Origin of the sequence: Tsukamurella hominis, assembly GCF_965137015.1 — a bacterium.
In the GTDB taxonomy this organism is placed as follows: Bacteria; Actinomycetota; Actinomycetes; order Mycobacteriales; family Mycobacteriaceae; genus Tsukamurella; species Tsukamurella hominis.
Genome location: NZ_CBCRZG010000004.1, coordinates 168,735 through 181,625, shown reverse-complemented (window position 1 = coordinate 181,625; position 12,891 = coordinate 168,735). Strand labels below are relative to the sequence as shown.

At 71.7% G+C, this 12,891-nt stretch carries 13 protein-coding genes, 1 tRNA gene and 1 pseudogene; 10 read left to right on the top strand and 5 right to left on the bottom strand.

Translation table 11 applies throughout. The features are described 5' to 3' along the window. The first annotated feature begins 48 nt into the window (after positions 1-48). Entirely contained in the window at positions 49-663 is a 615-nt protein-coding gene (locus ACM9LD_RS07560) for a putative glycolipid-binding domain-containing protein (protein WP_415676116.1), read from the top strand. Here ACM9LD_RS07560 and ACM9LD_RS07555 read toward each other — a convergent pair whose 3' ends face one another. Further along, on the bottom strand, positions 664-1,623 hold the full coding sequence (locus ACM9LD_RS07555; protein ID WP_415676115.1) for a prephenate dehydrogenase: 960 nt from the start codon (positions 1,621-1,623) through the stop codon (positions 664-666). A gap of 79 nt (positions 1,624-1,702) precedes the next feature. On the opposite strand from ACM9LD_RS07555, the gene ACM9LD_RS07550 reads away from it, so the two are divergent. The 3 genes from ACM9LD_RS07550 to ACM9LD_RS07540 all read left to right on the top strand — a co-directional run bounded on the left by ACM9LD_RS07550 (position 1,703) and on the right by ACM9LD_RS07540 (position 2,819). Then, positions 1,703-2,221 (top strand): tRNA adenosine deaminase-associated protein, encoded by a 519-nt coding sequence (locus tag ACM9LD_RS07550; protein WP_224647752.1) that lies wholly within the window; start codon positions 1,703-1,705, stop codon positions 2,219-2,221. A gap of 29 nt (positions 2,222-2,250) precedes the next feature. Further along, a complete protein-coding gene (locus ACM9LD_RS07545) occupies positions 2,251-2,685 on the top strand; it encodes a nucleoside deaminase (protein WP_415676229.1) in 435 nt (144 codons plus the stop codon). 46 nt (positions 2,686-2,731) lie between these two features. Further along, positions 2,732-2,819: transfer RNA gene (locus ACM9LD_RS07540), tRNA-Ser, on the top strand. On the opposite strand, the gene ACM9LD_RS07535 is transcribed toward ACM9LD_RS07540, so the two are convergent. Next, positions 2,801-3,490, bottom strand: a complete 690-nt coding sequence (locus ACM9LD_RS07535) for a DUF2306 domain-containing protein (protein ID WP_415676114.1) — start codon at positions 3,488-3,490, stop codon at positions 2,801-2,803. The genes ACM9LD_RS07540 and ACM9LD_RS07535 overlap by 19 nt on opposite strands. 111 nt (positions 3,491-3,601) lie before the next feature. Between ACM9LD_RS07535 and ACM9LD_RS07530 the strand changes: the two genes are divergently transcribed. After that, positions 3,602-4,438 carry an arylamine N-acetyltransferase family protein gene (locus ACM9LD_RS07530; RefSeq protein ID WP_415676113.1) on the top strand — a complete coding sequence of 279 codons (837 nt, stop codon included), beginning with the start codon at positions 3,602-3,604 and terminating at the stop codon, positions 4,436-4,438. On the opposite strand, the gene ACM9LD_RS07525 is transcribed toward ACM9LD_RS07530, so the two are convergent. Further along, positions 4,425-4,814, bottom strand: a complete 390-nt coding sequence (locus ACM9LD_RS07525) for a hypothetical protein (protein WP_415676112.1) — start codon at positions 4,812-4,814, stop codon at positions 4,425-4,427. The two genes, ACM9LD_RS07530 and ACM9LD_RS07525, sit on opposite strands and share 14 nt — an antisense overlap. Between ACM9LD_RS07525 and ACM9LD_RS07520 the strand changes: the two are divergent. The 4 genes and pseudogenes from ACM9LD_RS07520 to ACM9LD_RS07505 form a co-directional block, all read left to right on the top strand. Beyond that, positions 4,805-7,255: pseudogene (locus ACM9LD_RS07520) on the top strand (MMPL family transporter); the annotation flags it as partial. The gene ACM9LD_RS07525 and the pseudogene ACM9LD_RS07520 sit on opposite strands and share 10 nt — an antisense overlap. Before the next feature lie 558 nt (positions 7,256-7,813). Beyond that, a complete protein-coding gene (gene tgt / locus ACM9LD_RS07515) occupies positions 7,814-9,115 on the top strand; it encodes a tRNA guanosine(34) transglycosylase Tgt (RefSeq protein ID WP_374201326.1) in 1,302 nt (433 codons plus the stop codon). Positions 9,116-9,149: 34 nt separating this feature from the next. Then, a complete protein-coding gene (locus ACM9LD_RS07510) occupies positions 9,150-10,139 on the top strand; it encodes a GlxA family transcriptional regulator (RefSeq protein ID WP_415676111.1) in 990 nt (329 codons plus the stop codon). Positions 10,140-10,196: 57 nt separating this feature from the next. Beyond that, positions 10,197-10,415, top strand: a complete 219-nt coding sequence (locus ACM9LD_RS07505) for a hypothetical protein (RefSeq protein WP_415676110.1) — start codon at positions 10,197-10,199, stop codon at positions 10,413-10,415. On the opposite strand, the gene gluQRS is transcribed toward ACM9LD_RS07505, so the two are convergent. Both gluQRS and ACM9LD_RS07495 read right to left on the bottom strand, forming a co-directional pair. Beyond that, on the bottom strand, positions 10,404-11,261 hold the full coding sequence (gene gluQRS / locus ACM9LD_RS07500; RefSeq protein WP_415676109.1) for a tRNA glutamyl-Q(34) synthetase GluQRS: 858 nt from the start codon (positions 11,259-11,261) through the stop codon (positions 10,404-10,406). The two genes, ACM9LD_RS07505 and gluQRS, sit on opposite strands and share 12 nt — an antisense overlap. 9 nt (positions 11,262-11,270) lie before the next feature. Further along, positions 11,271-12,221, bottom strand: a complete 951-nt coding sequence (locus ACM9LD_RS07495; RefSeq protein WP_415676108.1) for a helix-turn-helix transcriptional regulator — start codon at positions 12,219-12,221, stop codon at positions 11,271-11,273. A gap of 63 nt (positions 12,222-12,284) precedes the next feature. On the opposite strand from ACM9LD_RS07495, the gene ACM9LD_RS07490 reads away from it, so the two are divergent. Continuing rightward, positions 12,285-12,815: a DinB family protein gene (locus tag ACM9LD_RS07490; RefSeq protein ID WP_415676107.1), complete on the top strand. Its 531-nt coding sequence runs from the start codon at positions 12,285-12,287 to the stop codon at positions 12,813-12,815. Positions 12,816-12,891 lie beyond the last annotated feature (76 nt).

Here is a 12,891-nt window from a genome sequence, read left to right as displayed (position 1 = left end):
GGCCACAGGGGTTCGTTCGCGCCGGATGCGAGGGGTTACCGTAGGGGCGTGAGTACCCCTTCATCCGCAGACGCAGTGGCCACCGTGATCACCGGCGCGAGCTGGCCCAGGATCCTCACCTGGCGCTCCGAGGACGGGAACCTCCTGGAGTCGGTGCGCGTGCAGCTCACCGGCGACCGGATCAAGGCCTACGGCCGGATCATCGCGGCCCCGTCGGCCGACGGCCCCGCCTTCAACGCCTCGTACGACCTGGTCACCGACGACGAGGGCGTCACCAAGCGCCTCTCCGTGCACGCCCTCACCGAGGCCGGCGAGGCGCAGGTGACGATCGCGCGCGACGGCGAGAACCACTGGCTGGTCCAGGGCGCGCAGGGCTCGGAGCGCGGCTTCTTCTCCGGCGCGCTCAGCGTCGACGTGCTCAAGTCCGCGTTCTTCAACGCCCTGACGATCCGCCGGTTCGACCTGCAGAGCCACCCCGAGGAGATCGACGTGCCGGTGGTGTACGTCGACCTGCCGACGCTGGCGGTCAAGGAGACGGTCATCAACTACGACGGTGCCGCCGACGGCATCACGGTGATCTCCCCGATCAGCAGCTCGAAGGTGTCCGTCGACGCCGACGGCTTCATCGTCGACTACCCGGGCCTGTCGAGCCGCGTCGAATAGTCAGTCGAGCGCCGTGATCACGCCCCCGGCGTGACCGGCCTCGCGCAGCGCCCGCTGCCACCCCGCCCCGTCCAGCACGGGGGAGAACGGGGTGCGGCGGGCGTTCTCGTACCGCCGGCGCGCCGCGTAGCCGCGTCCGGTGATGTCCCCGACGGTGCCCTTCTCGGCCAGCTCGGCGCGGGCGGCGATGAGTTCGGCGATGGTGTCGTCCAGCGCGTCGAGCAGGGCCTCCGCGTTCGCCTCGCACATCGCGTTCACCAGCGACGGGGCCGTGCCCGCGACCCGCGTGACGTCGCGGAAGCTGCTCGCGGCCAGCGAGAGGGCCAGCTGCTTCGCGGCCGGGTCGAGCTGCGCCGTGATCGCGACGGCCTCGGCCACCACGTGCACCGAGTGCGAGATCCGCGCGACCGCAGCGTCGTGCTCGGTGGAGCCCGCGGGCACGATCACCGCGCCGCAGTCCAGGCCCACGGAGGCCGCGAGCCGCCAGGCCTCCGCGGGGGTCTCGTCGTCGGCGGTGACCACCCACGTCGCGCCGTCGAACAGGGCGGCGTCGGTGGCCTCCCAGCCGGAGAAGGCGGTCCCCGCCATCGGGTGACCGCCCGCGTAGCGCCCCGTCAGGCCGACGGCGGCGACCCGGCGCGCGACGTCGCCCTTGACGCTCACCGCGTCCGTCAGCCACGCGTTCGGCGCGTGTTCGGCGACGGCCGCGAGCACCCCGTCGAGCGCGGGGACGGGCACCGCGACCACGACGACGTGCGCGCCCTCCTCCGCGCGACGCAGCGTCGCCGCGAGGTCCGACGAGGCGTCGAAGCCCGCGGCCCCGGCATCGTCGACGGCGGCGGCCGAACGGTTCCAGCCGTAGGCGGGCCGCCCCGCGCGGCCGAGCGCCCGGAGGATGGATCCGCCGATGAGGCCGAGGCCGAGGACGCACACGGGGACGCCGGAATGTGGTGTGGACACCCCGACAGCGTTCCACAACGGCGTGAGGAAGCCGTATGAGACGTGTCGCGGACGCGCGTTTACGGATACGGTTCTCTGCATGGCCGCAGAGACCTCACCGGAGCGCTACGACGACACCGACGGCTACGCCGTGGCCGTGATCCGCGGGGAGACCGCCTGGACGGTGCACCTGCTCGACCCCGGCGCGCTGGGCAGCATCGCCAAGGCCGAACAGGAGCTCAAGGCGCTGCGCGCGACCGGCGCCGTGATCGGCCTGCTCAACGTGGACGACGAGTACTTCGTCATCGTGCGCCCCGGGCCGTCGGACTCGCGGATCCTGCTCTCCGACGCGACGGCCGCCGTCTTCGACGAGCTGGCCGTGCAGGCGCTCGACCGGCTCAACGTCGACGTGCCGGACATCGACCCCGAGGAGATCGAGGACACCGACCCCTGGCCCGAGGGCGACCTCGGCATCCTCGGCGACCTCGGCCTGGGCGAGCAGGAGCTCAGCGTGCTCCTGGCCGACCCGGACCTCTATCCCGACGAGCAGCTCCAGGTGATCGCCGAGCGGCTCCAGTTCGACGCCGAGCTGGGCGCGATCCTCGACTCGCTGGGCTAGTGGCACTGCTCGACGCCGAACGCGAGGCCATGGGCGCCGCCCTGGAGGCCGCGGGCCTCGCGGGCCCCGACGACGTACCCGTCGGCGCCGCCGTCATCGCGCCCGACGGTGCCGTGCTCGCGCTCGCGGGGAACCGCCGGGAAGCGCTCGGCGACCCCACCGCCCACGCGGAGATCCTCGCGATCCGTGAGGCCGCGACGCGGTTCGGCGACGGCTGGCGGCTCGAGGGCTGCACCCTGGCCGTCACCCTGGAGCCCTGCGCCATGTGCGCCGGCGCGCTGGTCTCGGCCCGCATCGGCCACCTGGTCTTCGGCGCCTTCGAGCCCAAGACCGGCGCCGTCGGCTCCGTGTGGGACGTGGTCCGCGACCCCCGCGTCACCCACCGGGTGACGGTGCGCGGCGGGGTCCGGGAGGCCGAGTGCGCGGCGCTGCTGCACGACTTCTTCCAGCCGCACCGGTCCTGACCTGCCGATTTAACGCTCGGGTCGTCTTCCGGTAAAGTTTCGCGACGGTGGCGTGTCCGAGCGGCCGAAGGTGCAGCACTCGAAATGCTGTGTGCGGTAACCCCGTACCGAGGGTTCAAATCCCTCCGCCACCGCCGAGAGAGACCCTCTCCGACCCCGGTCGGAGAGGGTCTTCTCCGTTCCGGGCGGGTGTGCCGGCCGCGCGGCGCCGCTTCCGCGGGGTGCGCCGCAGGTACCACTCGCAGAAGCCGATCGCGATCAGCCAGCTCGGCCAGGCCACGATCGCCGGCCCCCACGAGTCCATGAAGGACTCCGGCACGCCCGCGGCGTCGAGCACGAGGAACGAGATCGGCCCCAGGATCCGGTTGATGATCACCGAGTACATGAGCGCCGCGCTGCGCAGCATCCAACGCCGGTGGGAGGCCACGTCGCCGCCCACGATCGCGCGGACGCCGAGCGCGGTGAACAGCAGCATCAGCGAGCCCAGCGTGACGTTGGAGGCGGCGTTCACCGGCCCGAAGGGCGTGACGGTGCCGATCGCGATGGCCGCGAGCCCGACGGGCAGTGCGCACGCGACGTAGATCCGGCCGGCGATCCAGTGGTACTTCGCGAACCAGCGGCGACCCAATTGCACGAGCCCGGCGAGCATCGCGATCGACCCGAGCAGGATGTGCCCGACGAGCAGCCCGTAGTACCAGTTCGGCTGATCCTCGAGCGGGACGCGGCTGCCGCCCGTCAGGTAGGGAGGAAGGGAGTAGGCGAGGAAGACGAGCACCAGCAGGGCGCCCACCAGCAGTTTCTTCATACGGGGAACGCTAGGGACGGAGCCCGCGGCGGCGGATCACCCGCGCGGGTGGACCTGCGTAGTCCGCACGGGTGAGGCACGATGGTCGCGGGATCCTTCGAGGGGGAAACGATGAACGACGACGGTGCCTGGGGCGCGCCCGCCCTCGACCTGCCGCGGTACCTGGAGCGCGTCGGCCTCAGCGCCCCGCCCGCGCCCGACCTCGCCGGCCTGTCCGCGCTGGTCCGGGCGCACGCGACCACCCTGCCGTGGGAGAACTTCGACGCCGTCCGAGGCATCCCGGGCGACCTCACCGTCGGCGCGCTGCAGCGCCGCATGATCGACGGCCGCCGCGGCTACGGCTGCACGGGCCACGTCCCGCTCCTCGCCGCGGTCCTGCAGCGGACGGGCTTCCGGTTCGGCGCCGCGTCGGGCCGCGTGCTGGTCGACGGCCGTCCGTCGGCGAGCACGCACGCTCTCCTGCTCGTCGAGGTCGACGGTGCGCCGCACCTCGCCGAGGTCGGCTTCGGCACCGTCCCGCTCGCTCCGTTGCGGCTGGAGAGCGGCCTCGAGCAGGACGCCGACGGCTGGCGCTACCGGCTCACCGCGTCGACCGTCGGCTTCGGCGAGGAGTGGCAGCTCGACTTCCTCGACCCGAGCTCGGCCCAGTGGCGGCCGCAGTACCGGTTCGCGCTCACCGACCGCACGTGGTCCGACCTGCGGATGACCAACTTCTACGTCGCGACCTCGCCGCACTCGCCCTTCCGCGGGCGGCTCATGGCGGTGGTCAACCGGCCCGGCGAGCGGCACGTGATCACGCGCGACGCGGTGATCACCACCCGCCCCGACGGGTTCAAGGGGTCCGTGCCGTACGCGGCGGCGGACCGTCGGGCGATCCTTGCCGCGACCTTCGCGATCGACCTGCCCGAGGACGAGGCCGCCGCGCTTGAGGCGGTCAGTGGGAGCTGAAGAAGCCGATCGCCTTGTCGCCGCTGTCGCACCGCGCGAGCATGCCGGGGGTCTGCGGGAAGGTGCAGTTCCAGCCGTCCACGGTGACGGGCTTCGCCATCGCGATCTGGGGGCCGAAGGCGTTCGCGACGCGCATCGCCTCGGCGCAGTCGACCTTCACGGTGCCGAGCGCGTGGACGTACAGGGCCCCGTCGGGGCCGCGGGTCTGCCCGCACATCTCGGCGCGGGTCTCGGCCACTGTCGTCGTGGCCGACGGGGCGCCCGACGGCGCGGGGGCCGAGTCCGACGAACTGCCGCAGCCCGCGAGGAGCAGGCCGCACACTGTTGCAGTTGCGACGGCTGTGGCAGGCGTTGCGAAGTGCTGAAATGCGGTCATACCCTGCACGCTACCTGCGAACTGGTGATGAGCCTCACAAAAGTGCCGGTCAGCGACATTATTGCGGGCGGCAACGATCGGTACACTCGAACACGACCCGCATCGCGCAGCCCGTCGCGCCTCGACGACTCGGAGTGACTCGCATGGCACTGTTCCTGTACCGGCTGGGGAGGTTCGCCTACCTCAATCGTTTCAAAGTCATCGTGGCGTGGCTGCTGATCTTCGCCGGCATGCTCACCGGTGGCGCGCTCCTCAAGGGCGCGACCGTCGACAACTTCTCGCTGCCGGGCCTGCCCTCGGCGAAGGCGACGGACATCGTCTCCGAGAACTTCGGCGACAGCGGCGGCGACCCGTTCACCACCGCCTCGGCGACCATCGTCTTCCATACCAAGGACGGCAAGCTCACCGATCCGGCGGCCGCGGCGGGCATCGACCGCACCATCGCCGACCTCAAGAACCTCACCAAGGACGAGGACGGCCGCAAGGTCTCCGTGGTCCAGGACCCGGAGCTGCTGCACAACCCGACGGGCAAGCTGGATCCGAACGCGCTGACCCCGGAGCAGCGCTCGAAGCTCGAGACGGTCACCGAGCAGGGCAAGACCATCGCGTCCACCAAGACGCAGGCGCAGAAGGACGCCGACGCGGCGGCCGCCTCGTCGGTCAGCCCCGACGGCAAGACCGCCAAGATCACCGTGGACTTCATCGGCAAGGTCACGGAGCTGCCGGACACCCTCTCCGAGGACATCAAGAAGGCCCGCGAGGCCGGCGAGACCGCCTCCAACGGCACCCTGCAGGTCGAGGCCGACGGTTCCGCCGCCCGCGGTGCCGAGGACATGGGCATGACCAGCGAGATCATCGGCATGATCGTCGCCGCGATCGTCCTGATCATCACCTTCGCCTCGCTCGTCGCGTGGGGCCTGCCGCTGCTCAACGCGATCATCGCGGTGCCGGTGGCCATCGGCGGCGTCATGATCGCCTCGCACTTCATCGAGCTCGGCACGTTCCCCACGGTCCTGACCTCGATGATCGGCCTGGCCGTCACCATCGACTACGCCCTCTTCATCGTGTCCCGGTACCGGCACGAACTGCGGCGCCTCGGCGCCACCACCAAGGAGCAGCGGGCCGAGGCCGCGGGCATCGCGGTGGGCACCGCCGGCACGGCCGTGATCTTCGCCGGGTTGACGGTGATCATCGCCCTCGCCGCGCTCGCCTTCATCGGCATGGACTTCCTCGGCCAGATGGGCGTCGCCGCCGCGTGGGGCGTCTTCATCGCCGTCATCGTCGCGCTGACCCTGCTCCCGGCCCTGCTCGGCCTGTTCGGCTCCAAGGTCTTCGCCGGCCGGGTCAAGGGACTGCACCCGCAGGACACCGACCAGGGCGAGGGCCGCGTCGCCAACGGCCTGCGCTGGGCCAACCTGGTGAAGAAGGTCCCCGTCGTCACCCTCGTCGCGGGCGTCGCCATCCTCGGCATCCTCGCCATCCCGATGAAGGACATGAAGACCGCCCTGCCGGGCTCGGGCATGAGCGAGAAGAGCACGTCGGAGCGGCAGGCCTACGACCTCATCGCCGACGCCTGGGGCAAGGGCGCCAACGGCACCCTCCTCGTCGCGGTCGACGGTGCCGGCGCCCAGCCCAATCAGCGCCTGGGCGCGTACAAGCAGATCGTCGACCAGCTGAACAGCAACCCCAACATCGCGCCGCTGATCGCGAACGCGCAGCTCGCGCAGCTCGCGGCCGACAACAAGGCCGCGACCATCATCGTGACGCCCAAGTCCGGGCCCAACGACGACGACACCAAGACCCTGGTGACCAAGCTCCGCACCATGGTCAACGGCGAGGCCGGCACGAAGGCGCGGCTCGGCGTGGACCTCGGCGTCGCGGGCAGCACCGCCATCGAGATGGACATCTCGGAGGAGCTCAACAAGAACGCGCTGCCCAAGTACCTGGCGATCGTCGTCGGGCTCGCGTTCCTGCTGCTGCTCGTCGCCTTCCGCTCGATCCTGGTGCCGCTCACGGCCGCGCTCGGCTTCCTGCTGTCCGTGGTCGCGACCTTCGGCGTCACCTCCGCGATCTTCACCGACGGTGCCCTCGGTCTCATCGACAACACGCAGCCGCTGGTCTCGTTCCTGCCGATCTTCATGATCGGCATCGTCTTCGGCCTCGCGATGGACTACCAGGTGTTCCTCGTCTCCCGGATGCGCGAGGAGTTCGTGCACACGGGCGACGCCACGCAGTCCGTGGTGACGGGCGTGCAGTACGGCGCCCGCGTGGTGACCGCCGCGGCGATCATCATGATTTCGGTCTTCGCCTCGTTCATCCTCAACGAGCAGGTCTTCATCAAGGAGATCGGCTTCGGCCTCGCCGCCGCCGTGCTGCTGGACGCCTTCGTGGTGCGCCTCGTGATCATCCCGTCGGTGATGACGCTCCTCGGCAAGTGGGCCTGGTGGCTGCCGAAGTGGCTCGACAAGATCCTGCCGAACGTCGACATCGAGGGCGAGGCGCTCGTCGCCCAGCTCGGCCGCGGCGACGCGAACGCCGACACCGCCGCGATCCCCGCGCAGACCACGGCCGAGATCCCGGTCCCGACCGAGCAGCTCGTCGCCGCCGGCGCGACCGACGTGCACGCCCGCGGCAAGGCCCGGGTCGCGCAGGCCGGCGTGAACGGCCACGCCAACGGCACGGCCAACGGCGCCGAGCTCCCCACGGCCGCACCAACGGTGCCCGTGCCGCTGGTGCCCCTCGGCAAGGACGACGAGCACGTCACGGAGCAGGCGCCCGTGTACGCCGACACGGAACAGGTCGCCACCGCGGCACCGGATACGGTCGCGCCGGACACCGCCGAGTACCCCGTCGCACGGCCCGGCGTCCCGCGCCCGGACCAGACCGCGACCGGCCCGATCGTCGCGCGCGACCGCACCCGCGACGAGATCGCCCAGCTGCGCGAGCAGAACAAGGCGATCGCGGCGGAGCTCAGCGCGCTGCGCTCCGACTACCGCTCGATGACGAGCCGCACGCGACTGCAGAGCGAGCACATCAGCGACCCCACGCGGTTCGAGATCGAGGGGCGCCTCGAGGGCCCCGACGGTCCGCTGGGCCGCGCCGGCCGGCTGCTCACGCCGCACGGCGAGATGCTCACCCCCGCCTTCATCCCCGTCGGCACCAAGGCCACGGTGAAGACGGTGCTGCCCGAGGCGGTCTCGGAGCTGGGGGCGCAGGCGGTGCTGGCGAACGCCTACCACCTGTACCTGCAGCCCGGCCCGGAGATCGTGGAGCAGGCCGGCGGCCTGGGCGCGTTCATGAACTGGGACGGCCCCACCTTCACCGATTCCGGTGGCTTCCAGGTGATGTCGCTCGGCTCCGGCTTCAAGAAGGTCATCGACATGACCGGCGGCGAGGAGCTGCAGGGCGACGACGCGATCGCCGAGGGCAAGGACCGGCTCTCCCGCGTCGATGACGACGGCGTGACCTTCCTGAGCCACCTCGACGGCACCGAGCACCGGTTCACCCCCGAGGTGTCGATGCAGATCCAGCATCAGCTGGGCGCCGACGTCATCTTCGCCTTCGACGAGCTGACCACCCTGCACAACAGCCGCGCGTACCAGGTGGAGTCGCTGGAGCGCACCCGCCTGTGGGCGCGGCGCTGCCTCTCCGAGCACAACTGGCTCACCGCGCAGCGGCGGGACGCGATCTCGCTGTGGGGCGTCGTGCAGGGCGCGCAGTACGAGGATCTGCGCCGCAAGGCGGCCCGCGACCTGCGGGCGCTGAGCGAGGAGGACCGGCTCTCCGGCGGCCTCGGTTTCGGCGGCTACGGCATCGGCGGCGCGCTGGAGAAGGCGAACCTGTCGACCATCGTGCGCTGGGTGAACCAGGAGCTCGAGGAGGACCGGCCGAAGCACCTGCTGGGCATCTCCGAGCCGGACGACATCTTCGCCGCGGTCGAGCAGGGCATCGACACGTTCGACTGCGTCTCGCCGTCGCGGGTGGCCCGCAACGGCGCGATCTACTCGCTGGACGGCCGCTACAACGTGACCAATTCGCGGTTCAAGACGGACTTCCGCCCGCTGGACCCGGAGACGCAGAACTACACGTCGCAGTACACCCGCGCGTACATCCATCACCTGTTCAAGGCGAAGGAGGGCCTCGCGGCGACGCTGGCCACCATCCATAACGAGCAGTTCATCGTCTCCCTGGTCGCGAAGATCCGGCAGTCGATGCTCGACGGCACGTACTGGGACTTCAAGGAGGAGTTCCTGGGGCGCTACTACAAAGGCACCCAGCAGCACCTGGCCAAGTCCGACTAGGCCGCGGGGGCCCGCCGCCCCGTAGGATTCGGACATGTCCCACGTGGTGGCGCTGCCCGTCTGCGACGGGATGACGATGCTCGAGTACGGCACCGTGCTCGAGGCGCTGAGCTTCGAGTGGAACGACCTCCCGTCGCTCGGTTACGACGTGCGCGGCTGCGGCCCGGCCGACGGGGTGCGGACGCTCGGCGGTGCCGTGCTGCGGCCGGCGTACGGCCTCGATGAGATCGCGGGCGCCGACACCGTCATCATCACGGCGGTCTCGGATCCGCGGATCGATTCGAACCCGGAGTGGCACGAGCCGCTGCGCGCGGCCGCGGCGAACGGCGCGCGGATCGTCTCCATCTGCACCGGCGCCTTCGCGCTCGCTGCGGCCGGCCTGCTCGACGGCCGGCGGGCCACGACGCACTGGCGGCACGCGGGGCTGCTGCAGTACCGCTTCCCGCGGGTGCACGTCACGCCGTCCGAGCTGTACATCCAGGACGGCCCGGTGCTCACCGGCGCGGGCTCCGCGGCGGGCCTCGACCTGTGCCTGCACCTCATCCGCTCCGACCACGGCGCCGGCACCGCGAACGAGGTCGCCCGCCGCCTCGTCGTCGCGCCGCACCGGGACGGCGACCAGTCGCAATTCGTCAACATCGACACCCTGCGGCCCGACATGGACAAGCGCTTCGCCGACTTCCTGCAGGGGCTCGCGCACGGCATCGGCGGGATCAAGGGCCTCGACGACATGGCGGCCCGCGCAGGCGTCTCCCGCCGCACCCTGCACCGCCGGTTCCGGCAGTACACCGGCGTCGCGCCGCTGGAATGGCTGATGCGGCAACGGGTCTACCGCGCCATGCGATTGTTGGAGACGACGAACGACTCCGTCACCGCGATCACCGGCCGCGCGGGCTTCGACGCCGAGGAGACGCTGCGCTACCACTTCAAGCGGCAGACCGGCCTCGCGCCGACGGCCTACCGCGAGCGCTTCCGCGGCAGCGAGGTCGGGCCCAGCTCCGCCCGGCCCGTGGCCGGATCTTGAGGAATTCCGGCACCGCACACCTGGGCGGCGTGGTGCACCCCGGATAGCGTTTCGGACATGAGGATTCAGCAGATGAGGAAGGTCTTCGGCGGCACCCGGGCGGCCCCGACGGCGACGAACCGATCCCCGGGATGGCTGCGGGAGTTCGCCTCCGGCGTCGCTGCGGGCAATCTCGTCCGGCACGGCGCCGGCGTCCCCGGCGCGCACACCGCGCGGATCTGCGAGCGGCCCCGCCTGGGGCAGGCGCCCGCGGGGCGGCACGCGTCAGATCGGTAGCGTCCAGGGCTCGCGCGGTAGCCGCGCGGGGTCGAAGCCGTCGAGCATCTCCCGCGGCGTGCTCCCACGCAGGCCCAGGCTCGCGGCGAGCTCCGGCAACACCACCGACGGCCCGCCGCGCTCGGCGAGGGTGACGGCACCGTCGCGCTTGGCGAGCCGGACGCCGGTGGGTCCCAGCACCATCGGCACGTGGGCGTAGGTCGGCGGCACTGCGCCGAGCAGCGTCGTCAGGTAGGCCTGGCGCGGCGCGGAGGAGAGCAGATCGTCGCCGCGCACCACCTGGTCGATGCCCTGCGCGGCGTCGTCGACCACCACGGCCAGGTTGTAGGCGTACGTCCCGTCGCCCCGCCGGAGCACGAAGTCGTCCACGGCGCCGGTGCACTCGCCGTGCAGCAGATCCGTCACGGTGAACGACGGGACCGTCGCGCGCAGGCGCACCGCCGCCGGCCGCTCCCGCCGCCGCACGTCCCGCTCGGCCTCCGTGAGATCGCGGCACGTGCCCGGGTACGCGCCCTCCGGGGCGTGCGGCGCCGACGGGGCGGCCAGGATCTCCCGGCGGGTGCAGTAGCACTCGTAGACGCCGAGCCGCTCCAGCGCGGCCGCGTAGCGCTCCGTCCGCGACGACTGGCGCACCACGTCGCCGTCCCAGTCCAGGCCCAGCGCGGCGAGGTCGGCGAGCTGGCGCGCCTCGGCCCCGTCGGCCGTGCGCCCGATGTCCAGGTCCTCGACGCGCATCAGGAAGTCCCGCCCCGTCGAGCGGGCGAAGAGCCAGGCGAGCAGGGCCGTGCGCAGGTTGCCCACGTGCAGGTCGCCCGACGGGCTCGGCGCGTACCGTCCAGCTGTCACCGCCCCAGCTTACGAGCGCACGCGGGCGAGGTTTCCCGCCCAGCGGGCCAGGTGGGCCGTCAGCTCGGCGGGCTCGACGACGGTGACCTCCGCGTCGAGGACGGCGATCGCCATCGCGGGCCAGTCCAGCGTGTCGGCCTCCATCCGCACGACGGTGCCGTCGGGCACCTCCTCGAGGCGCGCCCACCGACCGATGAGCGACCGCACGTGCTCGACGGGCGCGGCCACGTGGAACTCGATCCGATGCGCGGGCGTGCGCTGGCCGACGGACGCGCGGACGTACGCGGCGGCGTCCTCGGCGGGGAGCTCGCGCGGCCGGAACCGCACGCCCGTGCTCGACGGTCCGCTGATCCGGTCGAGCCGGAAGCTGCGCCAGTCGTGGCGGTACAGGTCGTAGGCCACGAGGTACCACCGGCGTCCGAGCGGGACGAGTCGCATCGGCTCGGCGAGCCGATCGGTGCGCGCCCCGTCGGCGGCGGTGTAGCCGAACTCGATCCGCTCCTCCGCGCGGCAGGCCTCCGCGAGGCCGGTGAGGATCCGCGGGTCGACGGCAGGGCCGCCGGTGAGGACGGCGGGCTGGGTCACGGCCCCCAGTGCCTCGACGCGCTTGCGCAGCCGCGGCGGCATCACCGCGGCAACTTTGCCCAGCGCGCGCACCGAGGTCTCGGCGATGCCGGCGATCCCGCCCTGCGCGGCGGTCTGCAGCCCGACTGCGATCGCGACGGCCTCCTCGTCGTCGAGGACCAGCGGCGGCAGCGCGGCGCCGGCCGCCAGCTGATAGCCGCCGTCGACGCCGCGGGACGCGGAGACGGGGTAGCCGAGGTCGCGCAGGCGCTCGATGTCGCGCCGCAGGGTGCGCACCGACACCTCGAGCCGGTCCGCCAGCTCGGAGCCCGGCCAGTAGCGGTGGGTCTGCAGGAGGGACAGCAGCCGCAGGGTTCGGGAGCTCGTGTTCGCCATGTTTTCCAGTGTGTTCTGCATTAAGGACAGAAACTGACAGTAATACCTCATAGCCTTCTTCCCATGACCGAGACACAGAACATCTCCGCCGAGCGCAACGACATCCTCAGCCTCCTCGCCGAGCGCCGCCATTTCCTGCGTTTCACCGCGCAGGGCCTGACCGACGAGCAGGCCAACACCCGCAGCACCGTCAGCGAGCTGACGGTGGGCGGCCTCATCAAGCACGTCACCGAGGTCGAGAAGGGCTGGCAGGACTTCGCTCAGGGCAAGGGCCACGCGATGGACGGCATCGACTTCGAGAGCATCACCCCCGAGCAGCAGGCCGCTTTCGCGGACACCTTCCGCCTCACCGACGGCGAGACCGTCGAGGGCGTCCTCGCCGAGCACGAGCGGGTCGCCGCCGTCACGGACGAGCTGGTGCGCACCCTTGATCTCGACACGTCCTTCGAGCTGCCGGAGGCGCCGTGGCAGCCGCCCGGCGTCTTCTGGACCGTCCGCCGCGTCTTCCTGCACATCGCAGGTGAGACGGCCCACCACTCCGGGCACGCCGACATCATCCGCGAGACCATCGACGGCCAGAAGAGCATGGGCTGAACGCCCCTCGGGAGCGGGGCCTCGCGGTGGCGGGGTCCCGCTTACGGCCTTTTGGTCGGTGTCCGCGCCTAGGATC

Excerpts from the sequence above, each read along its gene's own strand:
- ACM9LD_RS07550 (WP_224647752.1), top strand. The coding sequence starts at position 1,703 with ATGGCCGCAGAGACCTCACCGGAGCGCTACGACGACACCGACGGCTAC.
- ACM9LD_RS07545 (WP_415676229.1), top strand. The coding sequence starts at position 2,251 with ATGGGCGCCGCCCTGGAGGCCGCGGGCCTCGCGGGCCCCGACGACGTA.
- ACM9LD_RS07535 (WP_415676114.1), bottom strand. The coding sequence starts at position 3,490 with ATGAAGAAACTGCTGGTGGGCGCCCTGCTGGTGCTCGTCTTCCTCGCC.
- ACM9LD_RS07530 (WP_415676113.1), top strand. The coding sequence starts at position 3,602 with ATGAACGACGACGGTGCCTGGGGCGCGCCCGCCCTCGACCTGCCGCGG.
- ACM9LD_RS07525 (WP_415676112.1), bottom strand. The coding sequence starts at position 4,814 with ATGACCGCATTTCAGCACTTCGCAACGCCTGCCACAGCCGTCGCAACT.
- tgt (WP_374201326.1), top strand. The coding sequence starts at position 7,814 with ATGACGAGCCGCACGCGACTGCAGAGCGAGCACATCAGCGACCCCACG.
- ACM9LD_RS07510 (WP_415676111.1), top strand. The coding sequence starts at position 9,150 with ATGTCCCACGTGGTGGCGCTGCCCGTCTGCGACGGGATGACGATGCTC.
- ACM9LD_RS07505 (WP_415676110.1), top strand. The coding sequence starts at position 10,197 with ATGAGGATTCAGCAGATGAGGAAGGTCTTCGGCGGCACCCGGGCGGCC.
- ACM9LD_RS07495 (WP_415676108.1), bottom strand. The coding sequence starts at position 12,221 with ATGGCGAACACGAGCTCCCGAACCCTGCGGCTGCTGTCCCTCCTGCAG.
- ACM9LD_RS07490 (WP_415676107.1), top strand. The coding sequence starts at position 12,285 with ATGACCGAGACACAGAACATCTCCGCCGAGCGCAACGACATCCTCAGC.